General features: G+C 71.1%; 20 protein-coding genes. 8 read left to right on the top strand and 12 right to left on the bottom strand.

Annotated elements, in window-relative coordinates; all coding sequences use genetic code 11:
- Positions 1-88: 88 nt before the first annotated feature.
- Positions 89-2,590, top strand: a complete 2,502-nt coding sequence (locus ACNNMR_RS42580; RefSeq protein ID WP_420000128.1) for a S8 family serine peptidase — start codon at positions 89-91, stop codon at positions 2,588-2,590.
- Positions 2,591-2,686: 96 nt separating this feature from the next.
- Here ACNNMR_RS42580 and ACNNMR_RS42585 read toward each other — a convergent pair whose 3' ends face one another.
- A complete protein-coding gene (locus ACNNMR_RS42585) occupies positions 2,687-4,924 on the bottom strand; it encodes an MMPL family transporter (protein ID WP_420000129.1) in 2,238 nt (745 codons plus the stop codon).
- A gap of 129 nt (positions 4,925-5,053) precedes the next feature.
- Positions 5,054-5,647 (bottom strand): TetR/AcrR family transcriptional regulator, encoded by a 594-nt coding sequence (locus ACNNMR_RS42590; RefSeq protein WP_420000130.1) that lies wholly within the window; start codon positions 5,645-5,647, stop codon positions 5,054-5,056.
- Positions 5,648-5,902: 255 nt separating this feature from the next.
- On the opposite strand from ACNNMR_RS42590, the gene ACNNMR_RS42595 reads away from it, so the two are divergent.
- On the top strand, positions 5,903-6,139 hold the full coding sequence (locus ACNNMR_RS42595) for a hypothetical protein (RefSeq protein ID WP_420000657.1): 237 nt from the start codon (positions 5,903-5,905) through the stop codon (positions 6,137-6,139).
- An 18-nt stretch (positions 6,140-6,157) separates the two neighbouring features.
- On the opposite strand, the gene ACNNMR_RS42600 is transcribed toward ACNNMR_RS42595, so the two are convergent.
- From ACNNMR_RS42600 to ACNNMR_RS42615, 4 genes are all read right to left on the bottom strand, one after another.
- Positions 6,158-7,570 (bottom strand): NAD(P)(+) transhydrogenase (Re/Si-specific) subunit beta, encoded by a 1,413-nt coding sequence (locus ACNNMR_RS42600; protein WP_420000131.1) that lies wholly within the window; start codon positions 7,568-7,570, stop codon positions 6,158-6,160.
- The gene (locus ACNNMR_RS42605) at positions 7,567-7,857 is read right to left on the bottom strand and encodes an NAD(P) transhydrogenase subunit alpha (RefSeq protein WP_420000132.1); all 291 of its coding nucleotides are present in this window, start codon (positions 7,855-7,857) and stop codon (positions 7,567-7,569) included. Before ACNNMR_RS42605 ends, ACNNMR_RS42600 begins: the two co-directional genes overlap by 4 nt.
- On the bottom strand, positions 7,854-8,999 hold the full coding sequence (locus ACNNMR_RS42610; protein WP_420000133.1) for an NAD(P) transhydrogenase subunit alpha: 1,146 nt from the start codon (positions 8,997-8,999) through the stop codon (positions 7,854-7,856). Before ACNNMR_RS42610 ends, ACNNMR_RS42605 begins: the two co-directional genes overlap by 4 nt.
- 101 nt (positions 9,000-9,100) lie before the next feature.
- Positions 9,101-9,514 carry a MerR family transcriptional regulator gene (locus ACNNMR_RS42615; RefSeq protein WP_420000134.1) on the bottom strand — a complete coding sequence of 138 codons (414 nt, stop codon included), beginning with the start codon at positions 9,512-9,514 and terminating at the stop codon, positions 9,101-9,103.
- Between the two features lie 62 nt (positions 9,515-9,576).
- On the opposite strand from ACNNMR_RS42615, the gene ACNNMR_RS42620 reads away from it, so the two are divergent.
- Together ACNNMR_RS42620 and ACNNMR_RS42625 are read left to right on the top strand one after the other, a co-directional pair.
- Positions 9,577-10,536: an NAD(P)/FAD-dependent oxidoreductase gene (locus tag ACNNMR_RS42620; RefSeq protein ID WP_420000135.1), complete on the top strand. Its 960-nt coding sequence runs from the start codon at positions 9,577-9,579 to the stop codon at positions 10,534-10,536.
- Between the two features lie 9 nt (positions 10,537-10,545).
- Positions 10,546-10,938, top strand: a complete 393-nt coding sequence (locus ACNNMR_RS42625) for a VOC family protein (RefSeq protein ID WP_420000136.1) — start codon at positions 10,546-10,548, stop codon at positions 10,936-10,938.
- Here ACNNMR_RS42625 and ACNNMR_RS42630 read toward each other — a convergent pair.
- The gene (locus ACNNMR_RS42630; protein ID WP_420000658.1) at positions 10,920-11,621 is read right to left on the bottom strand and encodes a helix-turn-helix domain-containing protein; all 702 of its coding nucleotides are present in this window, start codon (positions 11,619-11,621) and stop codon (positions 10,920-10,922) included. The two genes, ACNNMR_RS42625 and ACNNMR_RS42630, sit on opposite strands and share 19 nt — an antisense overlap.
- Before the next feature lie 40 nt (positions 11,622-11,661).
- On the opposite strand from ACNNMR_RS42630, the gene ACNNMR_RS42635 reads away from it, so the two are divergent.
- Together ACNNMR_RS42635 and ACNNMR_RS42640 are read left to right on the top strand one after the other, a co-directional pair.
- Positions 11,662-12,534, top strand: a complete 873-nt coding sequence (locus ACNNMR_RS42635) for an Fpg/Nei family DNA glycosylase (RefSeq protein ID WP_420000137.1) — start codon at positions 11,662-11,664, stop codon at positions 12,532-12,534.
- 76 nt (positions 12,535-12,610) lie between these two features.
- Positions 12,611-13,501 carry an NAD(P)-dependent oxidoreductase gene (locus ACNNMR_RS42640; protein WP_420000138.1) on the top strand — a complete coding sequence of 297 codons (891 nt, stop codon included), beginning with the start codon at positions 12,611-12,613 and terminating at the stop codon, positions 13,499-13,501.
- A 51-nt stretch (positions 13,502-13,552) separates the two neighbouring features.
- Here ACNNMR_RS42640 and ACNNMR_RS42645 read toward each other — a convergent pair whose 3' ends face one another.
- Positions 13,553-14,140, bottom strand: a complete 588-nt coding sequence (locus ACNNMR_RS42645) for an NAD(P)H oxidoreductase (RefSeq protein ID WP_420000139.1) — start codon at positions 14,138-14,140, stop codon at positions 13,553-13,555.
- A 60-nt stretch (positions 14,141-14,200) separates the two neighbouring features.
- Positions 14,201-14,950, bottom strand: a complete 750-nt coding sequence (locus ACNNMR_RS42650; protein WP_420000140.1) for an SDR family oxidoreductase — start codon at positions 14,948-14,950, stop codon at positions 14,201-14,203.
- A 130-nt stretch (positions 14,951-15,080) separates the two neighbouring features.
- On the opposite strand from ACNNMR_RS42650, the gene ACNNMR_RS42655 reads away from it, so the two are divergent.
- The gene (locus ACNNMR_RS42655) at positions 15,081-18,242 is read left to right on the top strand and encodes a BTAD domain-containing putative transcriptional regulator (RefSeq protein WP_420000141.1); all 3,162 of its coding nucleotides are present in this window, start codon (positions 15,081-15,083) and stop codon (positions 18,240-18,242) included.
- 107 nt (positions 18,243-18,349) lie between these two features.
- Entirely contained in the window at positions 18,350-19,405 is a 1,056-nt protein-coding gene (locus ACNNMR_RS42660) for a hypothetical protein (protein ID WP_420000142.1), read from the top strand.
- A gap of 19 nt (positions 19,406-19,424) precedes the next feature.
- Here the strand turns inward: ACNNMR_RS42660 and ACNNMR_RS42665 are convergent, their stop codons facing one another.
- From ACNNMR_RS42665 to ACNNMR_RS42675, 3 genes are read right to left on the bottom strand one after another with little or no spacing between them, the layout of a single operon-like run.
- Positions 19,425-19,643, bottom strand: a complete 219-nt coding sequence (locus ACNNMR_RS42665; protein ID WP_420000143.1) for a dodecin — start codon at positions 19,641-19,643, stop codon at positions 19,425-19,427.
- Positions 19,644-19,697: 54 nt separating this feature from the next.
- Complete coding sequence (locus tag ACNNMR_RS42670) at positions 19,698-20,159, bottom strand: universal stress protein (RefSeq protein ID WP_420000144.1); 462 nt, start codon at positions 20,157-20,159, stop codon at positions 19,698-19,700.
- Positions 20,160-20,169: 10 nt separating this feature from the next.
- Positions 20,170-21,822 carry an FAD-binding oxidoreductase gene (locus ACNNMR_RS42675; RefSeq protein WP_420000145.1) on the bottom strand — a complete coding sequence of 551 codons (1,653 nt, stop codon included), beginning with the start codon at positions 21,820-21,822 and terminating at the stop codon, positions 20,170-20,172.
- Positions 21,823-21,936: the final 114 nt, after the last annotated feature.

A 21,936-nucleotide genomic window follows, 5' to 3' on the forward strand; every position in this document is an offset into this window, starting at 1 on the left:
TGGTGGACAGGTGTTGACCTCTTGACGAGGTACTTCCGTCGCAGTCTAATCATCTGATCATGTCGGGTGGGGACGGAAGGAACCGGAGATGAGCATGAGACCCGCGAATCGGCGGCAGTTCTTGCAGCAGCTGGGCGGCACCCTTGGTGCCGGAGTAGGCATTGCGTTCCTTCCGAGCGGATTCGCCTCCGCATCGTCCAAGAACGGTCCTGCTACGGGCAGCGGCCCCGCGTATCCGGAAGGCTGCGCGCAATGTTCGTACCCGGGCGACCCCGGCTTTGTCGCCAGGCGTCCAGAGGAACTGGAGGCCGCAAAAGCCAGTTGGGAAACGCCGGAATACGGCTACTACACCGGCCACAATCCCGCTACTCCTGGCACCGAGATCAATTCCCCATGGCAGCTCGCCGCGGTGAACGCGTCCACCGCCTACGCGCTGGGGTACTGCGGGCGCGGCGTCGAGCTGGGCATGATGGATTCGGGCTATCGGGTAACCCACGAAGCATTTCAGACCAGGCTCATCGCTCCGGTGCGAGCGGAGGGCGTCTACGGCACGTCCGGCTTCGGCTATCGCAATGCGGCAACCCCGGCGAACCCGTTTACTGCGGGCGCGCGGTTCATAGTCGATGGCGATCGGGCGAGAACGAGTGACTACGGGCATGGGACCGGCATGCTCGGGGTTACCTCCGGCATCCGCGATGGCAAAGAGCAGCACGGCATAGCCTTCGGGTCGAAGATGTATGTTGCCCAGACCGGTGGTTCCGATACCCAGTCCCACGGTCCTTTCCACGATTACGTGTACTGGTATACGGCTAATAAGGCCCTGGTGGACGCGGGCGCCCAGGTCATCAACAGCAGTTGGGGCTCTTACGTCCAGACTATTGACCGAACCCGCTTCGACGGCCGCGGGAACGACCTCGGGGCCAACGGCAACCTGGCCAACGCCTACCAGCTTCCCGGCAAAGACAGCGCCAGCGCCACGGCCATGGCGACCATTATCCCCAACGAGTTCCTGAAGGATCTGGAGTACCAGTACTTCTTCTTCAAGAAGAGCTATTCGAAAGATGGCATTCAGTACAATCCGGACCATCCCGGGCGCTCCTTTATGGACGCCATCTGGGACGCCATCAAGGACAGCGGCACCGTCAACGTAAGATCGTCCGGCAACAACGACTGGAGCAATCCGTACTATCGCCCGGCGTATCCTTTCTTCAATCCCTCGGCGGAACGGCAGTGGATAGCCGTGGGCGGGGTGCAGCCGCCCACTGCGGCCAATCCCGAATACACAAAGCAGTTCGGGTACAACGAGGCGGGGCTCGCCAAATGGTGGACGGTGTCCACCCCCTCAAACAGCGTTCGGACCTCGAACAGCGGCGGTGACACCAACTACTCGAACTCGAGCGGCACGTCACCGGCAACGCCTGTCGCGACCGCGGTGATGGGGGTGCTGCTCTCCCGCTATCCGAACATGGATGCCAAGCAGGTGCGTGAGCTGATGCTCACCACGGCGAACAACAAGATGTCCGACGGCGTGCGATTCCTCGGTACCGGGCAAACCTCCCCCACGGGGAAATCCATCGCCTGGACCGCTCCCGACGGCCTCCCGGACGAGCGTTGGGGCTGGGGGATTCCGGATCTGGCCAAGGGTATGTACGGGCCTGGCCAGCTCCTGGGCCCCATGACGTACACCATGAATAAAGCGCCCCTGGATGTCTGGTCGAACGACATCGGCCAGATCGCGATCAAGGAACGGGAGAGGGAAGACCGGGAGTGGCTGGCGCGCTACAAGGAGCAAGGCATTGCCTACGCCGGTGAATTCAGCCCCAACGTGCTGAAGCCGGACGGCAAGCTCGACGAGCGGGCCTTTGTGCTGCAGGGCATTCTGGCCGATCCGCAGGTGCAGGAAATCACTGACGGTCACCCCGAGTTGTACGACAAGATATCCCATGAGGACGCCGTCAAGTGGCGCAAGGAATGGATGGGCAAGCGCGCGGCCTACATTCAGGACAACATCGACAACAAGCGCTACACCGCTTCGTTGACCAAGCGGGGCCGCGGGACGCTGATCATGACGGGCGACAACACCTACAAGGGCGGCACAACGGTTGAAGGCGGCAAGCTTTCGATCACCGGCTCGCACGCGAGCTCGATCGACGTCAATGGCGGCAAGCTCGGCGGCACCGGTTTCGTGGCAGGCGGCATCGACGTCGACAGGGGCGTGCTGGAGCCCGGCCTGTCGGCCAAGGAGGCGGCGTCCGCGCTGTCCGTCAACCTCACCGAGGTCGCGCCCGGCAACGTCCTGAAGGCCGGCGGCGACGTGACGGTCGGCAGGGCGGGGCGCCTCGACATCACCATTTCCGGCGACCGCGACTACACGAGCGTGCGGACCGAGGGTGACCTGGTGCTGCGCGGCGAACTCGCCCTGGATGTCCGTACGTCCCTCAAGCGGGGCACGGTGCTGACGATCATGAGCGGCGACTCGGCCCGGGGCCACTTCCACGGCCTGCCGGAACGGCGGATTCTGAAGGCGGGCCGCCACATGTTCCGGGTGTCCTACCGGGATGGCGATGTGACGCTGACCGTCGTGCGATAGCTGCCAACCGGCTCCTGGCGCGATGCGGCAAAGCGAAAGGCCCGTGCGGGTGTTGCGTAACACCCGCACGGGCCCTCGCCCATCGCTAGCTCACGGTCAGCCGACCGGCTCCAGCTCGCGCTCGTCGTCGCCCGCCGACGACGCCTTCTTGTCGAGCGTCAGCTGCTTCTGCAGCTTTTCGCCCTCGACGTCGACGTTCGGGAGCAGCTTGTCCAGCCACTTCGGCAGCCACCAGGCCGACTTGCCGAGCAGGGCCAGCACCGCCGGGACGATGGTCATGCGGACCACGAAGGCGTCCAGCAGGACCGCGACCGCGAGGCCGAAGCCCATCATCTTGATCATGGAGTCGCCCGCGCCGATGAAGCCGGCGAAGACGCTGATCATGATGATCGCGGCGGCGGTGACCACCCGGGCGCCGTACTTGAAGCCCGTCGTGATCGCCTGTCGCGGGTCCTCGCCGTGGACGTATGCCTCCCGCATCCGGGTCACGAGGAACACCTCGTAGTCCATCGCGAGGCCGAAGACCACGCCGATCATGAAGATCGGCATCATCGACATGATCGGGCCGGTGTTCTCCACGCCGAGCAGACTCGCCGCCCAGCCCCACTGGAAGACCGCGACGACGGAGCCGAGCGCAGCCAGCACGGAGAGCAGGAAGCCGAGCGCCGCCTTGAGTGGGACCAGCACCGAGCGGAAGACCAGCATCAGCAGCAGGAAGGCCAGGCCGACCACCAGCGCCAGGTACGGCACCAGGGCGTCGTTCAGCACCTGCGAGAAGTCGATGTTGACCGCCGTCGTGCCGGAGACCAGCAGGTCCGCGCCGGTGTCCTTGTCGATGCCGGGGGCCAGGTCGCGGATGTCGTGCACCAGCGACTCGGTCTTGACGTCCGACGGGCCGCTGTCCGGGACGATCGAGATCGTCGCGGTGTCGCCGTCCTTGTTGAAGACCGGCTTGCCGACCGCCACGACGCCGTCGAGGCCCTCGACCTGCTTGACGACCTCGTCGGCCGCCTGCTTCGGATCGTCGGCGCCCTTCGCGTCGACCACACCCATCAGCGGACCGTTGAAGCCCGGACCGAAGCCGTCGGACAGCAGGTTGTACGCCTTGTACTGGGTGGAGGTCTTCGGCGAGTTGCCCTCGTCCGGCAGGCCGAGCTCCATGCTCGCCACCGGGGCGGCCAGCGCGCCGAGGCCGATGACGGCCGCGAGCAGCACCATTACGGGGCGGCGCAGCACGAGCTTCGACCAGCGGGTGCCCATGTTCTGCTTGCCGTGGTGGTGCGCCGCGGGCGCGCCGGTCTCCGGGTTGGCCTTGCGGACCCGGCGGCCGAAGATGCGCTTGCCGACGATGCCCAGCGCGGCCGGGACCAGGGTGAGGGCGATGAGGACGGCGATCACGACCGTGCCGGCCGCGGCCATACCCATCTTGGTGAGGATCGGGATGTTCACCACGGCCAGGCCCGCGAGGGCGATGACGACCGTAAGACCGGCGAAGACCACCGCGGAGCCCGCGGTGCCGACCGCGCGGCCCGCCGCCTCCTCGCGGGAGTGGCCCTCGCTCAGCTCCGCCCGGTAGCGGGAGGCGATGAACAGGGCGTAGTCGATGCCGACCGCGAGGCCGATCATCATCGCGAGGGTGCCGGTGGAGGCCGAAAGGCCGATCGTCGTCGACAAGGCGGTGATCGCGGACATGCCGATGCCGACGCCGATGAGGGCGGTGAGGATCGGCAGTCCGGCCGCCACCATGGAGCCGAAGGTGATCAGCAGCACGATCAGGGCGATGCCGACACCGATGATCTCGCCGTGACCCATGTCGGGCTCGACCATGAGGGCATCGCCGCCGCCCTCCACGGTCAGGCCAGCGTCCCGGCCGGACTCCATCGCCTTGTCGATGCCGTCACGGGTGCCGTCGGTGATCTCCATCGCGGAGACCTTGTAGTTCGCGGTGGTGTAGGCGGTCGTGCCGTCCTTGCTCACCGCGCCCGGGGTCTTGAACGGGTCGGCGACCGCGCCGGCCTGCTTGCCGCCGGACAGGTCGCCGATGACGTCCTCGACCGCGGCCTTGTTCTCGGCGGCGGTGATCTTCTGGCCGTCCGGCGCCTTGAACACGATGCGGGCGGACGCGGCGTCCGCGGCGGTGCCGGGGAAGCGCTCATCGAGCAGGTCGAAGGTCTTCTGCGCCTCGGTGCCCGGCAGCTTGAAGTCGTCCTCCGGCGGGGTGCCCGCGGACGAGGCACCAAGGCCGGCGAGGACGAAGACGGCCAGCCATATCAGGGCCGTCCACCAGCGGCGCCTGAACGACAGGCGCCCCAGTTTGTAAAGGAACGTAGCCACGTGCGAAACACTCCGTCTTGATCGTCTGGGTTTGGGTCACGGGTGATCCAGCCCGACGACGAGAGCGGTCGCGTCAGGTGGAGACATATTCGGTTGTCGGCGGGCATCGTTGCCCAGGTGGGGAGGGTGCTACGTGGCGCGCAGTGCGGGGAGCACGACGGCGTCCGTGTAGCGGATGAGGTAGTCGAGATCGATGGGAGCGGCCTCGACCAGGTCGCGGGCGGTGACGGCTCCCATGAGCATGTGCACCAGGAATTCCCTGGCGGGTGCGTCGGGAGCGACCTCGCCGCGGTCCACGGCTCGCTGCACGACGGCCCCGAGCTTCTCCATCTCCGGATGGATCAGCAGCTCGCGCAGCGCCTCGTGGAGCTCCGGGTGGGAGTGCACCGCCTGGCTCAGCCCGCGCATCAGTGAGCGGTCCCGGTCGGCTTCATCGACCCCGCACCGGTACAGCTCCAGCAGGTCGCCCCGCAGGCTGCCGGTGTCGACGTCCTCCCAGCGCGTCGGCTTGGCGTGCTTCAGCGCCGTGGCCACCAGCTGCGGCTTGCCCTTCCACTGGCGGTAGAGGGTGGCTTTGCTGGCGTGCGTACGAGCCGCGATGGCGTCCATCGTGAGGCTCTCGTAGCCGGACTCGCGCAGCAGGTCGAGGACGGCTTCGAAAAGCTCGTGCTCGCGCTCGCTGCTGAGCCGGCTGCGGCGGACGGGTTCCTGCGTGATGGCCATCCGCTGCCTCCCTCTGCACGTCGAACGAAACGGTTTCGTACTCCGGACACGATCATACGCTGTACGGGGATCGAAACGATGCCGTTTCGTGTGTGCGATCGATCACGGGGGAGCGGGGCAACCCCAGGTGTCCGGATCGCGTCGGCGCATGCTGGGGTCCAGTGATATTGCCGCGCGGGATCCGCTCACCCTGGCTAATCTGAAAGTGACGGAAAGCCCTCTATGCGGGACGCACCGACACCCTCGGGCCCGTCGATGCCGGCGCCACCGCGTCCGACAGAACTGACAGTGCCACGTCTCCCAGTTCTCGTGACACGGAGGAGAGTAGAAGTGAACGAGATTCCCGACCGAGCCGAATCCCCGGAATTCGACCAGCTCAGCGGACGCGACGACCTGCGCTCGTACGACGTCTGGGCGCACTCGGCGCCCATCCGCCTGGCCGGCTATGAGGACGACCTGGCGGAGCCGCACATTCTGCCGGGCATCGACTGAGAGCCTGGATTCAAGACTTCAGGCGACGAACTCCCGTACCGCCGCCTTCAGATCAGCGACGCCCTGTTTGGCGTCCGTGAAGAGCATCCCGGTCTTGGGGTCGGTGTAGAGCTCGTTGTCGATGCCGGCGTAGCCGTGGCCCATGGAGCGTTTGATCACCACGATGCTCCTCGCCTGGTCGACGTCCAGGATCGGCATACCGGAGATGGCGTTGCCCGGCCGCCTGGCGGCCGGGTTCGTCACGTCGTTCGCGCCGATCACCAGCGCCACATCCGCCTGGGCGAACTCCGGATTCACGTCCTCCATCTCCTTGAGCTGCGGATACGGGACGTTCGCCTCGGCGAGCAGCACGTTCATGTGCCCCGGCATCCGGCCCGCGACCGGGTGGATCGCGTACGACACCTCCACGCCACGCTCCGTGAGCAGCGCCGCGAGGTCGCCGAGCTCGTGCTGCGCCTGGGCGGCGGCGAGGCCGTAGCCGGGCACGATGATGACCTTCTGGGCGTACGCCAGCTGGATGGCGACGTCGTCGGAGGTGACCGTGTGCACATGGGTGTCGCCGCCGGCCGCGCCGCCCGCGGTGTCGTCGCCCGTACCGAAGCCGCCGATGATGATCGCCGGGATGGAACGGTTCATGGCATCGGCCATCAGCTTGGTCAGGATGGTGCCGGAGGCGCCGACCAGGGCGCCCGCGATGATCAGGGCGGGCTCGCCGATGACGAACCCGGACATGCCGACGGCCGTGCCGGTGAAGGCGTTGAGCAGCGAGATCACCACGGGCATGTCGGCGCCGCCGATCGGCAGCACCATGGTCACGCCGAAGGCGAGCCCGGCCACCGTCAGCAGCCACAGCGCGGGGCCGGAGGCCGGGTCGGCGATCAGCCAGACGGCCGAGGCGGTGAAGGCCAGCGCGAGGAGGACGTTCAGCGCCCGCGCGCCCGGGAAGACGATCGGGCGGCCCGGGACGATGCCCTGCAGCTTGCCCGCCGCGATCAGCGACCCGGAGAAGGTGACCGCCCCGATCAGGATATCGATCGCGCCCGGCACCATGATCCGCGCGGGCAGCTCCGACGCGTGCTCGTGCTGCAGCACATGCCCGATCGCCAGCAGCGCGGCCGCCCCGCCGCCCACCGCGTTGAACAGGCTCACCAGCTGCGGCATCGCCGTCATCTGCACGCTGCGCGCCGCATAGAGCCCGGCCGCGGAGCCGACCAGCACGGCGGCGAGCAGCACGATCCACCCGGTGGCGGTGATCGAGCCGTCCTCGGCCAGCAGCACGCCGGTCGCGAGGATGGCGACGCCCATCGCGCCCGCGGAGAGCGTGTTGCCGCGGCGCGCGGTGGCGGGGGAGTTCATCAGCCGCAGGCCCAGTACGAAGCACGCCGCGGCGGCCAGCAGCACGTACCGGATCGTGGTCTCGAGATCGCTCACGCGGCCGGTCCCTTCTTGAACATCTCCAGCATCCGGTCGGTGACCGCATAGCCGCCGACCACGTTCATCGCGCCGAAGGCGACCGCGACGAAGGCGAGGACGTACCCGAGGGTGGTGTCGGCGGACGCGGTGACCAGCATGGCGCCGATCAGGACGATGCCGTGGATGGAGTTGGCGCCGGACATCAGCGGCGTGTGCAGGGTGGCCGGGACCTTGCTGATGACCTCGAAGCCGACGAGGACGCTCAGCACGAAGATGGTCACGGCGGTGAGGAGGTCGAGCGTCACTTGGCGCCTCCGGCGACGGTGGTGTTGAGGACTTCGCCCGCGTGGGCGACGACGACGCCCGCCTGGATTTCGTCGCCGGTGTCGATACGTACGGCGCCCTCGTGGAGGAGGTGCGTGAGCAGCGCGCCGATGTTGCGGGCGTACGCGGTGGAGGCGGCGGTCGCCATCACGGAGGGGAGATTCCCCGCGCCGATCAGCGTGACGCCGTTGTCCAGCACCGCCGTCTTGTCCGGCTCGGAGCCCTCGACATTGCCGCCGAGGTCGCTCGCCGCCATGTCGACGACGACGGAGCCGGAGCGCATCCGCTGCACCGCCCGCTCGGTCACCAGCGGCGGCGGCTTCCGGCCCGGCACCCGGGCCGTGGTGATGACGACGTCGGCGCGGGCGATGTGGTCCTCCAGCGCGCGCAGCAGCGCCTGCTGCTCGTCGTCGGTGAGCTGACGCGCGTAGCCCCCCTCGGTGGCCGCGTCGGCGATGCCCTCCAGCTCCAGGTATTTCGCGCCCAGCGACTCGATCTCGCCCTTCGCCGCGGGCCGTACGTCATACCCCGACACCACCGCGCCGAGCCGCCGCGCGGTCGCGATCGCCTGCAGCCCCGCGACGCCGGCGCCCAGCACCAGCACGACCGCCGGCTTGGAGGTGCCGGCGGCGGTGGTGAGCATCGGGAAGTAGCGGTCGTACGAATCGGCGGCCAGCAGCGCCGCCTTGTAGCCCGCGACGCTGGCCTGGGACGTCAGTGCGTCCATGGACTGCGCGCGGCTGAGGGTGCGCGGCAGCAGGTCGAGGCTGACCAGCGTGACGCCGCGTTCGGCCAGTTCGGCGACGAGGTCCTGGTGCCGGAAGGGCTCCAGCATCCCGATCACGGTCTGTCCTTCGCGCAGCGCGCCCGCGGCCTCGGCGTCCGGCGGGCCCACGCACAGCACCACTTCGGCGCGGCGCAGCAGTTCGTCCGCCGGGACGACCTCGGCGCCCGCGGCGGTGTAGTCGGCGTCGGAGAACCAGGCGGCCGCGCCCGCGCCCGTCTCCACCAGAATCTCGACTCCCGCCCTTTTGAGGCGGCTTACGGCGTCGGGGATCAGGGCGACGCGGCGCTCGTCCGGCGCCCGTTCCCTGAGCACCCCGGCGATGACGGCTGTAGCCATCTATTGCTCTCCCTTGGTGCGGTTCGCCTGGGTGGTGCCCGCCGCACGCTAGCGGAAACGCCGTCCCGCCAGGGAGGTGCCGGACGTCACCTGATGGATCATCAGAACCGCCGGCCGGTCACGTCCTCGATCCGCGCGCCCCCGGCCAGCTCGGCCACCATCCGCCGGAAGTTGGGACACTGCGTGAAGTCGTGCGCCTCGCAGTCCAGCGCGTGGTCGATCATCGCCTTCGACGCCTCGATCTCGCGGATGCGCCGGTCGAGCTCGGCGCGCTGCTCGTCGAGCAACTGATGCCGCTCGGCGGGCGACCCGGCGGCGAACAGCCCCCGCAACTGCTCCAGACTCAGCCCACCCTGCTTGCCGCCGACGATCATCGCGACCCGGGTGATGTGCTCCTCGCCATAGCGCCGCCGCCCGTTCACGCGCTCGGCCGGGGTGAGCAGACCCATGGCTTCCCAGTGCCGCAGCACGTGCGAGGCGAGACCGAAGCGCTCCGCGAGCTGTCCGATGGTCATGCTTGACTTCATGTTGACATTAACTTGCAGAGTGAGGGTCCAGGTCAAGTGAGAGGACCCTCATGTACGACGTGATCATCGTGGGCGGCGGCCCGGCCGGCCTCGGCGCCGCCCTGACCCTGGGCCGGGCCCGCCGCAGCACCCTGCTGCTGGACGCGGGACCGGGCCGTAACGCCCCCGCGGAGGCCGTGCACAACTTCCTCGGACACGACGGCACCCCGCCCGCCGAGCTGCGCCGCATCGGCCGCGCGCAGCTGGCCGCGTATCCGGAGGTCGAGGTGCGCGACGCCGCCGCGGAGTCCGCGCGGGACCTGGGCGGCACGGGCTTCGGGCTGGTGCCGGCGGGCGGCGGGACCGTGCAGGGCCGCAGGCTGCTGCTCGCGACCGGCGTACGGGATGAGATTCCGCAGGTCAGCGGGCTGGCCGAGCTGTGGGGGAAGTCGGCGTTCCACTGCCCGTACTGCCATGGCTTCGAGGTCAGCGGGAAGCGGGTCGCCGTGCACGGGGCGGGGGAGGAGCATGCGCGGCTGGCGCTGCAGCTGCGGCGGTTCAGCGACGAGGTGGCGCTGGTGACGGACGGCGTGGCGCTGCCGGATGCGGCGGCCGCGCTGCTCGCCGAGCGGGGCGTGGTCGTACGGTGCGAGGCCGTCACGCGCTTCGAGGGGACGGGCGGGCAGCTGGAGCGGATCGCCTTCGAGGGCGGGGCGGCGCTGGAGCGGGATGCGGTGTTCGTCGGGCCGGTGCTCAGGCAGCGGTCGCCGCTGGCCGAGCGGCTCGGGTGCGGGCTGCTTCCCGGTGGCGGTGTCGAGGTGGACGACTTTGAGCGGACCACCGTGGCGGGCGTGTACGCGGCCGGGGACATGGCGCACCGGGCGGCGCTGCCGATGCCCTTCGCCGCCGTCGGGCCCGCGGCGGCATCCGGGCTGGTCGCGGGCGCGATGCTGGACCAGGAGCTGCTGCGGGCCGAGGTCGGGGCGCGGCTGTCCGAAAGCTTCAAGACGGCGGCGCCGGCCGATGCCTAACGTGGCCGCATGAGCGCACGAATGAATGCCATCGGAATGATCGCCATCGACCTCCCCGCGACCCTCGCGTTCTACCGCGCGCTGGGGCTCGACATCCCGGCGGAGGCGGACACGGCGCCGCACGTGGAGGTCGACCTCGGCGGCGGCGTCAAGCTCATGTGGGACTCGGAGGAGACCATCCGCTCCTTCGCCCCGGAGTACGAGCCGCCGGCGAGCGCCGGGCGGATCGGGATCTGCTTCGAGTTCGACAACCCCGCCGAGGTCGACAAGACGTACGCGGCCCTCACCGCCGCAGGACACCAGGGCGACAAGGCCCCCTGGGACGCCGACTGGGGCCAGCGCTACGCCATCATCCAGGACCCGGACGGCAACGGCGTCAGCCTCTACGCGCGGCTGCCCTGAAGCAGTTCGCCCAGCGCCACGCCCGCGAGGGACTTCACCTCGCGGGCGAGGTGCGCCTGGTCCGCGTAGCCGGTGGCCGCCGCCACCTCGGCGTACGGGAGGCCGGCGCGGGCCAGGTCCAGGGCGCGGTTCAGGCGCAGTACCCGGGCCAGGGTCTTGGGGCCGTAGCCGAAGGCGGCCAGCGAGCGGCGGTGCAGGGTCCGCTCGCCCAGGCCCGTACGCTCCGCGACCTCGGCGACCGTACGGCCGGCCCGCAGGGCCGCGACGACCGGGCCCAGGAACGCGGGGGGCGGTGTGGCCTCGCGCAGCCGCCGGGCGGCGACCGCCTCCAGGGCCGCGCCCCGGTCCGCCGCCTCGGCCACCTGCTCGGCCAGCCGACGGGCCTCGGCGCCCGGCCACAGCGCCTCCAGCGGCACCCGCTGATTGCGCAGCTCATGCGCCTCGACGCCGAGCACGGTCGGCCCCTGACCAGGGGCGAAGCGGATCGCGGCGTACTCCGCGCAGGGCGCCCCGCGGGCCACGAAGGCGCGGGTGTCCGGGCCGGCGACGAGCAGGCTGCCGTCCGCCCAGATGATGTCCGTGCAGCCATCCGGCAGCACCCGGTACTCGCCGCCGGTCTGCGGGCCGCTGCGGGTCCACACCACGGCGCCCGGAAGCCCTGCGGCCGGCCGCTCCTCGTACATGTCTCCAGCATGCACCCGCCGGGTGCGTAACACTGAACCCATGCCCGAGCTGCCTGAGGTGGAAGCGCTCGCCGATTTCCTCGGCGAGCACCTGGTCGGCCGCGAGATCGCGCGCGTGCTGCCGCTGACGATCAATACGCTGAAGACGTACGACCCGCCCGTCACCGCCCTGGAAGGGCAGACGGTGACCGGGGTGCGCCGGCGCGGCAAGTTCCTCGACATGGCGGTCGGGGACGAGCTGCACCTGTGCGTGCACCTGGCCAGGGCCGGCTGGCTGCAGTGGAAGGACACCTTCCCGGCCACGCCGCCGCGGCCCGGCGGCAAGAGCCCGCTCGCCCTGCGCGTAAAGCTGGCGGAGCCGGAGACCGGCGGTTTCGACCTCACCGAGATGGGGACCCAGAAGAAGCTCGCCGTCTATGTCGTACGGGACCCGGCCGAGGTCACGGGCATCGCCAGGCTCGGGCCGGAGCCGCTGGACGACGATTTCACCGAGGACGCCTTCCGGAAGCTCCTCGCGGCGGAGCGGCGGCAGATCAAGGGCGTGCTGCGCGACCAGTCCACGATCGCAGGGATCGGGAACGCCTACTCCGACGAGATCCTGCACGTGGCCAAGCTGTCCCCGTTCAAGATCGCCGCCAAGCTGTCGGACGACGAGGCGTCCGTCCTCTACAGCGCCATCGGCGACACCCTCCGCGACGCGGTGGAGCGCTCCCGCGGGGTGGCCGCGGGCAGGCTGAAGGCGGAGAAGAAGAGCGGCCTGCGGGTGCACGGCCGCAAGGGCGAGGCCTGCCCGGTCTGCGGCGACACCATCCGCGAGGTCTCCTTCAGCGACTCGGCCCTGCAGTACTGCCCCACCTGCCAGACGGGCGGCAAGCCCCTCGCCGACCGCAGGATGTCCAAGCTGCTCAAGTGACCACCTTTAGCTCCGCTAAGGGAACGCAGAGCACTTCGGCGTTGATCGCCAGCCGCAACTGCACGAGTTTCTATGCATGGTTGACAACAACGGCATGCAGAGCTCCGTAACCGTCCTCGGCCTCGGCCAGATGGGCACCCGCCTGGCCCAGGCATTCCTCGCCGCCGGCCATCACACCACCGTGTGGAATCGCACCCCCGCCAAAGCCGTCCCGCTGGCCGCGGAAGGCGCGGAGACCGCGGCGAGCCCCGCGGCCGCCATCGCGGCGAGTCCGCTGGTGGTGGTGTGCCTGCCGGACTACGCGACCGTACGGAAGCTCATCGAGCCGGCGTCGGCCGGTCTGCGCGGCCGCACCCTGGTGAACCTCACCTCCGGCACCCCGGACGAGGCGCGGGAACTGGCCGCGGAAACCGCCCGATACGGCGCGGCTTACCTCGACGGGGCGGCCATGAGCGGCACCCGCCTGGTCGGCAGCCCCGAGGCGCTGTTCGTGATGAGCGGCTCCGAGGCGGCCGCCGCGGAACACCGCGGCACGCTTGCCGGCCTCGGCAACGTCGTCCAGCTCGGCGCCGAACCCGGGCTCGCCTCCGTCTACGACACCGCGCTGTTCGGCCTCGCCTGGGGCGCACTCGCCGGGTTCCACCACGCGACCGCGCTGGCGGCCGCGGCGGGGGTCGCGCCGGAGGAGTTCGCGGCCGTCGCGGCGGACCACATGCCGTTCGTGACCTCGCTGATGGCCGAGCACGGCCGCCAGCTCGCCGAGCGCCGGTACCCCGACGACGACGGCACCGTGGCCGTACACGCGGCGGCGATGGAGCACCTGGCCGACGGCAGCCGGCAGGCGGGGCTGCGCACCGATGTGCCGGAGCTGGCGCTGCGGCTGCTGGCGCGGGCGGCGGCGGCCGGGCATGGCGCGGACGGGATCGCGAGCGTGGGGGAGACGTTCCGGGAGCCTGCCGACGGCTGATTGCGCTGTCGTGCAAAGCGCCGTCCGCGGCTCGTAGGAAACGTGCGCACGTCACGAGATCGCCGCCTCCGCGGAGTCGAGGATGCGGTGCACGTGGGCGGGGCGGGCGTCCAGGGGGATGCCGGAGAGCTCGGTGCCGTGGACGAGACGGACTGCCGCGTCGTCGATGCCGCAGAACTCGGAGATCCCGACCCGCAGTTGGACATCCATCGCGGTATCCAGGCCGCTGCCCGCGTAGTCCTGCTCGGTCCCGCCGGCCAGGGCCAGCCACCGCATCCGCTTGCCGCGCAGCCGTGGCTTGCTGCGGCCGTATGCGAAGCCGTAGTTCCACACCCGGTCGATCCAGCCCTTGGCGATGGCGGGCAGACCCCACCACCACACGGGGAAGACGACGATGATCTCGTCGGCCGCGGTGATGCGCTCCATATGGGCGTGCACCTCGGGCGAGTAGTGCTTCTCGCGATCCTCCCAGTCCGGCTCGTCGGGCTCGGTCAGGCGCGGGTCGAACTTCTCGGCATGCAGGTCGAGTACGTCGACGCTGTCGCCGCGGTCCTTGACCGCCGCGTGCAGCCGGGCGGCGACCTGCGCCGTGAGCGAGTCGGGACGGGGGTGGGCGACGACGAGGAGGGTGTGCGGCATGGCTGTCCTTCTTCGGCAGGCGTACTTCAGCGGGCGTGGACCGATCGGGAGCCGGGGCCGTCAGATGCCCAGGCCGGATCCGCCGCTGGCGTCGATGTTCTGACCGGTGACCCAGCGGGCGTCGGGGGAGGCGAGGAAGGCGACGACGTCGGCGACGTCGTCGGGCTGGCCGACGCGGTCGAAGACGGAGAACGCGGCGGCGTGCGCCCTGGCGTCGGGGTCTGCCATCCACGGGTGGATGTCGGTCTCGATGGTGCCGGGGGAGACGGCGTTGACGGTGATGCCGCGGGCGCCCAGGGTCTGCGCGAGGGTCAGCGTCAGCACCTCCACCGCGCCCTTGCTGGCGGCGTACGCGGTCATGCCGGGGAAGGCGACCTTGGTGACGCCGGAGGAGATGTTGATGATGCGGCCGCCGTCGCGGAGCCGGTCCAGGCCCTTCTGGATGACGAAGAAGGGTGCCTTGGCGTTGACCGCGAAGACCTTGTCGTAGTCGGCCTCGGTGACGTCGTGGATGGTGCCGGGCCCTGCCGTGCCCGCGTTGTTGACCAGGATGTCGAGTCCGTCGGCGTGCTGGTCGAAGGCCTGCCACAGCGCGTCGGCGTCGCCGGGCACGCCCAGTTCCGTACGGAAGGAGAAGGCGCTGCCGCCCGCGGCCTCGATGGCGGCGACGGTCTCCTTAGCGGCCGTCTCGTTGGCCGCGTAGTGCACGCCGACGCGGGCGCCGTCCGCGGCGAGCCGCAGGGCGATGGCCCGGCCGATGCCGCGGCTGCCGCCGGTGACCAGTGCCGTCTTGCCGGTGTTGCGTCCCATGATCTGCTCCTTGAGTTCCGGTGTGCCGTGCTGACGGAAGGAACAGTGCCGCCCAGCTGTTCGGGTCCGGCTCGGCTGCGGTTTCGGCCCGGTTCCGGGCTGGTCGGACGGCCGGGCTACGGTGGGCCGCATGCGATTCGGGGTGCTGGGGGAGACGGCTGTCTGGACCGACGACGGGGAGCAGGTCCGGATCCCGGAGCTCAAGGTCCGTACGCTGCTCGCCTCGCTGCTGGTGGACCCGGGCCGGCCCGTCGCCGCGCACCGGCTGATCGACGACCTGTGGGGCGAGGAGCCGCCCGGCAACCCGGCGCGGGCGCTGCAGGCGAAGGTCTCCCAGCTGCGCCGTGCCCTGGACGAGGCCGAGCCGGGTGGCCGCGGCCTCGTCGTCTCCCGCGCGCCCGGCTACCAGCTGTCCGTGGCCGAAGGGGCGCTGGACGCACACCGCTTCGCCGCCCTCGCCGCGCGGGCCAGGAGCGCACCCGATGCCGGAAAGCGCGCCGGGCTGCTGGGCGAGGCGCTGGCGCTGTGGCGGGGTCCCGCGTTCGCCGATTTCGACGGGCACGCCTTCGCACGCGCCGCGATCGACCGGCTGGAGGAGGACCGGCTGGCCGTACTGGAGGAGCAGGCCGAGGCGCGGCTGGAGGCGGGCGAGCACGCGCAGCTGGTCGGCGAGCTGACCGGTCTGGTGGACCGGTACCCGCTGCGCGAGCGGCTGCGCGCCGTACAGCTGCGGGCCCTGCAGCGGGCCGGCCGGCAGAGCGAGGCGCTCACCGGTTACGAGGACCTGCGGGCCCGGCTCGCGGACGAGCTGGGCATCGACCCGAGCCCGGAGCTGGCCGAACTGCACGGGGCGCTGCTGCGGCAGGAGCCGGCCGCACCGGCCGCCACTGTCCCGCGCGGCAACATCCTCGCACCGCTCAGCGAGCTCATCGCCCGCGACGAGGCCGTCGCCGAGGTGGCGGGGATCCTCGCCGGGCGTCGGCTGGTCACGCTGACCGGGCCCGGCGGGGTCGGCAAGACCCGGCTCGCCCTGGCCGTCGCGGAAAGTCTGGAGGGCACCTACCCGGACGGCGAGTGGCTGGTCGAACTCGTCGGCGCGGGAACCGGATCCGACCTGGCCGAGGTCGTCGCCGCCGCCATGGGGCTGCGTGACGACGGGGCCTGGGGCGTCAGGCCGGAGGGCGGCACGGCACCTGACGCCGCGGGCCGGCTCGCCGAGGTGCTGCGCGGCAAACGGATGCTGCTGGTGCTCGACAACTGCGAGCACGTCGTGGACCAGGCCGCGACGCTGGTCGAGCTGCTGCTGCGCACCGCACCCGGGCTGGTGGTGATGACCACGAGCCAGGAGCCCCTCGCACTGGCCGGCGAGACGCTGTGGGCGGTGCCGCCACTGACGCCCGAGGGCGCCGTCGAACTGTTCGCGGCACGGGCCGCGGCCGCTGCCCCCGGCTTCGTATGCGACGACGGCAACCGGGATGCGGTGGCGGCGATCTGCCGCCGCCTGGACGGGATTCCGCTCGCCCTGGAGCTGGCCGCCACCCGGGTGCGGGCGCTGGGCGTGCACCAGCTGCTGGAGCGTCTCGACGACCGGTTCCGGCTGCTGCGCGCCGGGCAGCGCGGCGCCCCCGCCCGGCAGCAGACGCTGCGGGCGGTGATCGACTGGAGCTGGGAGCTGCTGGACGACACTGAGCGCACGGTGCTGCGGCGGCTCGCCGCGCACGCCGACGGCTGCACGCTGCAGGCCGCCGAGGCGGTGTGCGGCGGTGCGGGCGTGGCCGGCGACGACGTACTCGACGTCCTGGCCCGGCTGGTGGACCGCTCGCTGGTGGTCGTGGCGGGGGAGCGCTACCGGCTGCTGGAGTCGGTGGCGGCGTACTGCGTCGAGCGGATGGCCGAGGCGGGTGAGCTCGCGGACATACGCGAACGCCACCTGGCGTACTACACCGGCCTGGCCGAGTCCGCGGAGCCGCGGCTGCGCGCCCCCGGGCAGCGCGAGTGGCTGGCCGTGCTGGACGCCGAGAGCGCCAACCTGCGCCGGGCGCTGGACGCGGCGGTGGAGCACGGCGACGCGGCCCTCGCGCTCCGCCTCGTCGACGCCCTGGCGTGGTACTGGTTCATGCGCGGCCGGCTGACCGAGGCCCGCCGCTCGGCGACCGCCGCGCTCGACCTGCCCGGCGGCGACGCCGAGCCGCGCGCACGAATGCGCGTCTGGCTGGTCGGCCTGGCCATCCTCGGCGGCGACGGCGAGGACCGCGCCGCGCGCAGCGAGGCGGCGCTCAAGGAGTACGGCGCGGTGGCCGACGCGGCCGGGCAGGCCTGGGCGCGCTGGTTCCTGGCGCACGCGCTGTGCGGCACCGGCGGACTCTCCGAGGGCGATGAGCTCACCGAGCGGGCGCTGGCCGGATTCGTGGAGCTCGGCGACCGGTGGGGCGAGGCGGCTGCGCTCGCCGACCGGTCGATGCAGCGGCTGCTGCACGGCGACCTGGCGGGCACCGAGCGGGACGCGGCCCGCAGCGTACGGCTCTTCGAAGCGGTCGGCGACGCCTGTGGGCGGCTGTGGTCGGTGTATCCGCAGGCGGCGGTCGCCGAGATCCACGGCGACTACGCGCGTGCGACCGAGCTGCACCAGGACGCGCTGACGACCGCGCGGGAGTTCGGCATCTCCACGCAGGCCGCCGACCTGCTCTCCGGACTCGGCCGGATCGCGCTGCTGACCGGCGACTTCGCCGCCGCCCGGGACTATCACGAGAAGTCGCTGCGCACCGCCGCCGAACTCGGCTTCCGTGCGGGTGAGTTCAACGCCCGGCTCGGGCTGGGGCTTGGCGCCCGCCGCGAGGGACGCCTCGACGAGGCGGAGGCGCATCTGCGGGCGGTGCTGGCGTGGCACCAGGACGTCGGCCTCGACGGCGCCAACGCGCTGCTGCTGGCCGAGCTCGGCTTCATCGCCGAACTGCGCGGCGACGCCGCCGAAGCGTGGACGCTGCACGACCAGGGATACGAGGCGGCCCGCACCACCGGCGACCCGCGCGCGATCGCCCTCGGCCTCGAGGGCCTCGCCGCCGCCTCTGCCCTTGCCGGGCGGGCGGAGCCGGCGGCCCTGCTGCTGGGCGCCGCTGCCGCCGCCCGCGCCGCCACCGGGGCCCCGCTGCCCCCCGCGGAGCGCGGCGATGTGGACCGTACGGCCGGCCGGGCACGGCGGGCACTGGGGGACGCGGCCTTCACGGCCGCGTACCGGCGCGGCGAGGCCGCCGGTCTCGACTCGGACGGGGTAGCGGCGGCTACGGCCCGGTAGCCGGTCCCGCGGCCGCGGTTTGCGTTGCGGTGCAAACTCCGGTCGCGGGCCCGTACCGCCCGGCAGAATCCCCCGGACGCGAACTACCGCATACGGGGGATGGGAACATGCGCACATCACGGCTGCTCGCCGGCGTCGCCGCGCTGGCCGCACCGCTGCTCGTCACGCCGTCGGCGCCTGCCGCGCCGGCCGAGGCGGTGCCGAACAACGACCCGTCGTTTCTGCAGGTCTACGACGCGAACGTGGAGAATCTGCCGGTCAGCACGGAGGCCAAATGCCCCGGCGACTGGCATGACCTCATGTACTACATGCGGCTGCAGAAGTACCGGCCCGACATCTACCTCGTGCAGCAGGTGGGCGGCCAGGAGCAGCTCAAGACGCTGCTGACGCGGATGAAGGAGCACTTCGGCGAGAGCTACGCCGGGGTGGTGGCCGAGGCGAATCCGGACCCGGGCGGGGGCAGCTGCGGCGCCGAGAAGGCGATCCAGACCAACGCCGTCATCTGGCGCACCGACCGGCTCTCCCTCAAGCTCTCCGCCTCGCCGAAGAACCGCTGGCAGGCCCAGCGCGAGAACCCGGCGAACCAGGACGAGTGCATCGCCAACAACCAGGCCCGCTCCAAGGGCGTCAAGGCGCTGCTGCACGACAAGGCGTCCGGCAAGGACGTCACGGCGGCGTCCTTCCACTGGCCGACGATCAGCCACGGCGGCATGAAGTGCGCCCCGTCCAACGCGGGCGAGCTCAGCAATGAGCTCACCGAGGACGGCTACGGCGTCGCCGACCTGTACGTCGCGGGTGGCGACACCAACCACGGAGACCGGAAGTCCGCGGGCGGCTGGACCGACTGGTACGCGGCCGCCAACGCCGACGTCGGCGGCAAGCACCGCTTCCGCGACGCCGGCTACGCCAAGTGCGCGGCAGGCGGCGGCTCGATCCCGGACTGCCTGGCCAAGGACTGGACGCACATCAACGACGACGGCGACCACCGCCGCATCGACTTCCTCCTCGCCCGCCGCGACTCCGGCGCCCCGCCCGCCATGACCAACACGGTGATCCCGGGCTTCGACGAGGGCGACGCCGCGGACAAGGCACTCACCGGCGACGACCGGAGCGACCTGGACTACTCCGACCACCGGGCGGTGGGGGCACGGGTCGGCTACTGACTCGCGCCTGGCTGCTGACTCACCCGTCGGCGTCCTCGAGCCGGAAGCCGACCTTCATGCCGACCTGCCAGTGCTCGACGCCCTCATCGGTGAGCTGCCCGCGGATCTGCGTGACCTCGAACCAGTCGAGGTTGCGCAGCGTCTGCCCGGCCCGGGAGACGCCGTTCCTGATGGCGGCGTCGAGCCCCTCGTGCGAGGTGCCGACGATCTCTGTCACTCGGTAGGTGTGGTTACTCATACGCACCAAGGTGCCGCAGCGGCCCGTGCCGCGCGAGGTGAGGCGCAGCCTCCGTTACGGCACCACGGTGACGGGCCAGCGGCCCGCCTTCACCAGCCGTACCGCCACCGAGCCGACGAAGCGGTGCCCGGCCTGCTCGGAGGAGCCGACGACCACCGCGTCCGCGGTCAGGTCGTCGGCCGCCTTCACCAGACCGCTGTACGGGTCGCCGTGCAGGGTGTGGAACTCCCAGCGGACGTCGAAGGTGCCGCGCAGCTTCTCCGCCGTGTCGCGGATCTCCTTGACCAGCTCGTCGGCGACGCCCTCCGTCGCCTCCGCCACGTTCGCGCCGAAGGCGGCCGCGCCGGCCAGCGGCGGCTGGACGTAGACGATGGCGAGGAGGGCGTTCTGCCGCCGCGCGAGGCCGCCGGCGTAGGCGGCGGCGCGCCAGGAGCTGTCGGAGCCGTCGACGCCGACGACGATCACCTTCGGGCCGTCGGTGCCGCGTTCGAACTGGGTGTGCAGGCCATCGGTCACGTAGGGAAAGCTATCTGATCGAGTGGGGGTGGCGGAACTCGTCGCGCGGATCGTAGCGGCGCTTGACCTGCTGCAGTCGGCGGTAGCCCGCCTTGAAGTACAGGTCGTGCCAGGGAACGCCGGAGGTGTTCCATTCGGGGTCGGCGAGGTCGATGTCCGGGTAGTTGATGTACGTGCCGTCGGTGACCTCGCCGGGCACCGGGACGCCGCCCGTGTCCGCGTACACGTCGCGGTAGACGCCGCGGATCCAGGCGAGCTTCGCGGCCTCCTCGGCCGGCTCGTCCCAGTAGGCCTGGTACTGCAGCTTGAGGATCGAGTCGCGCTGCGCCACCGCGGTCGCGTCCGGCGCGACCGCGTTGACCCGGCCGCCGTACGAGTCGACGGCGAGCATGACCCCGGTCAGGTCGGTCTCGGTGAGGTGCTTGTACAGGGCCGCGATCTGGTCGTCGGGGAAGCCCTTGCGCAGGTACGCCGACTTGTAGTCGCCCAGGCCGCCCCAGCCGCCGCCGGCGAAGGCTCTGGTCGCCTCCAGCCAGGACCGCTTCTGCCGCGCGAAGAGCTCGGGCCGCGCCTGCACCTCGCCCGCGCGCTTGGTCATCGGCTGCGTCTTGCCGAGCCCGCGGCCGACGGCGGCGAGGAAGTCGTCGAGCAGCTTTGCCGCGTCCGGCCGGGTGGCGTCCATCTGTGTGGACAGCGATATCTCGCCGCTGGCCCGCGAGCTGAGTACCAGCATGCTGAAGAGGCCCGTGTACGGGGAGTCGGGGGCACTGTGCTTCTCGAAGAAGGTGCCGTAGTTGCGCAGCAGCGTGGCGAAGCGGTCCTCGGTGATGTCGCTCCAAGGCCAGGACTGCGCGTGTGAGTACACCTCGCCGGGCGGCCTCGGCAGCTGCTTCTCGGGGGCGAGGCGGCCGGTGCCGGGGGTGCGGAAGAAATAGCGGGTGACGATGCCGAAGCTGCCGCCGCCACCGCCGGTGTGCGCCCACCACAGGTCGCGGTGCGGGTCGTCCGCGTCGCTGGTGGCGAGGACGGCACGGGCCCGGCCGTCGGCGTCCACCACGACGACCTCGACGGCGTGGAGGTGGTCGACGGTCAGCCCGGCCTGGCGGCACAGCGCGCCGTAGCCACCGCCCGCCACATGCCCGCCGGCGCCGACCGAGCCGCAGGTGCCGCCCGGGATCGTGACGCCCCAGGTGCGGTACAGCTCCAGGTAGACCTCCCAGAGCGTGCAGCCCGCCTCGACGGCGAAGGCGCCGCGCTCGGTGTCGTAGTCGACGTCATTCATGGCCGACAGGTCGATGATGACCTCGACGTCCGAGTGGTAGACGAAGGCCTCGTAGCAATGCCCGCCGCTGCGTACGGCGATGCGCTTGCCCGCCCGTACCGCCTCCTGGACCGCGTCGACGACCTGCGCGGTGGTGCGGGGCACGCGGATGGCCTGGGGGGCGGCCTTCCAGCGGCCGTTGCTGCCGGAGATCATGTCGCGGTAGCGGGCGTCGCCGGGTGTCACCGTCGCCGCCGGGCTCGAGGCCGCGGCGGCGACGGGGCGGTTGGTCCTGGCGCTCGCGGGTGTGACGGGTCCGCCGAGGCCGACCGCCGCCGCACCCCCGAGCGCCGCTCCTCCCAGCAGCACCTTCCGGCGTGACATATCGTCCCTATCGGCCATGGCGTAACTCCCGTCGGAAGGATGGGCGTCAGTGGATCTGGCCGATAATGGGCCCGCAACTGCGGCCGCTGAAGGCCCAGTTGGGGATGGAGATATGCGTTTGTCGGATACTCG

Source organism: Streptomyces boninensis (genome assembly GCF_048572725.1).
GTDB lineage: Bacteria > Actinomycetota > Actinomycetes > Streptomycetales > Streptomycetaceae > Streptomyces > Streptomyces boninensis.

Excerpts from the sequence above, each read along its gene's own strand:
- ACNNMR_RS42645 (WP_420000139.1), bottom strand. The coding sequence starts at position 14,140 with ATGCCGCACACCCTCCTCGTCGTCGCCCACCCCCGTCCCGACTCGCTC.
- ACNNMR_RS42650 (WP_420000140.1), bottom strand. The coding sequence starts at position 14,950 with ATGGGACGCAACACCGGCAAGACGGCACTGGTCACCGGCGGCAGCCGC.
- ACNNMR_RS42620 (WP_420000135.1), top strand. The coding sequence starts at position 9,577 with ATGTACGACGTGATCATCGTGGGCGGCGGCCCGGCCGGCCTCGGCGCC.
- ACNNMR_RS42610 (WP_420000133.1), bottom strand. The coding sequence starts at position 8,999 with ATGGCTACAGCCGTCATCGCCGGGGTGCTCAGGGAACGGGCGCCGGAC.
- ACNNMR_RS42675 (WP_420000145.1), bottom strand. The coding sequence starts at position 21,822 with ATGGCCGATAGGGACGATATGTCACGCCGGAAGGTGCTGCTGGGAGGA.
- ACNNMR_RS42630 (WP_420000658.1), bottom strand. The coding sequence starts at position 11,621 with ATGTACGAGGAGCGGCCGGCCGCAGGGCTTCCGGGCGCCGTGGTGTGG.
- ACNNMR_RS42660 (WP_420000142.1), top strand. The coding sequence starts at position 18,350 with ATGCGCACATCACGGCTGCTCGCCGGCGTCGCCGCGCTGGCCGCACCG.
- ACNNMR_RS42635 (WP_420000137.1), top strand. The coding sequence starts at position 11,662 with ATGCCCGAGCTGCCTGAGGTGGAAGCGCTCGCCGATTTCCTCGGCGAG.
- ACNNMR_RS42580 (WP_420000128.1), top strand. The coding sequence starts at position 89 with ATGAGCATGAGACCCGCGAATCGGCGGCAGTTCTTGCAGCAGCTGGGC.
- ACNNMR_RS42665 (WP_420000143.1), bottom strand. The coding sequence starts at position 19,643 with ATGAGTAACCACACCTACCGAGTGACAGAGATCGTCGGCACCTCGCAC.
- ACNNMR_RS42640 (WP_420000138.1), top strand. The coding sequence starts at position 12,611 with ATGGTTGACAACAACGGCATGCAGAGCTCCGTAACCGTCCTCGGCCTC.
- ACNNMR_RS42595 (WP_420000657.1), top strand. The coding sequence starts at position 5,903 with ATGCCGGCGCCACCGCGTCCGACAGAACTGACAGTGCCACGTCTCCCA.
- ACNNMR_RS42655 (WP_420000141.1), top strand. The coding sequence starts at position 15,081 with ATGCGATTCGGGGTGCTGGGGGAGACGGCTGTCTGGACCGACGACGGG.
- ACNNMR_RS42615 (WP_420000134.1), bottom strand. The coding sequence starts at position 9,514 with ATGACCATCGGACAGCTCGCGGAGCGCTTCGGTCTCGCCTCGCACGTG.
- ACNNMR_RS42590 (WP_420000130.1), bottom strand. The coding sequence starts at position 5,647 with ATGGCCATCACGCAGGAACCCGTCCGCCGCAGCCGGCTCAGCAGCGAG.
- ACNNMR_RS42625 (WP_420000136.1), top strand. The coding sequence starts at position 10,546 with ATGAGCGCACGAATGAATGCCATCGGAATGATCGCCATCGACCTCCCC.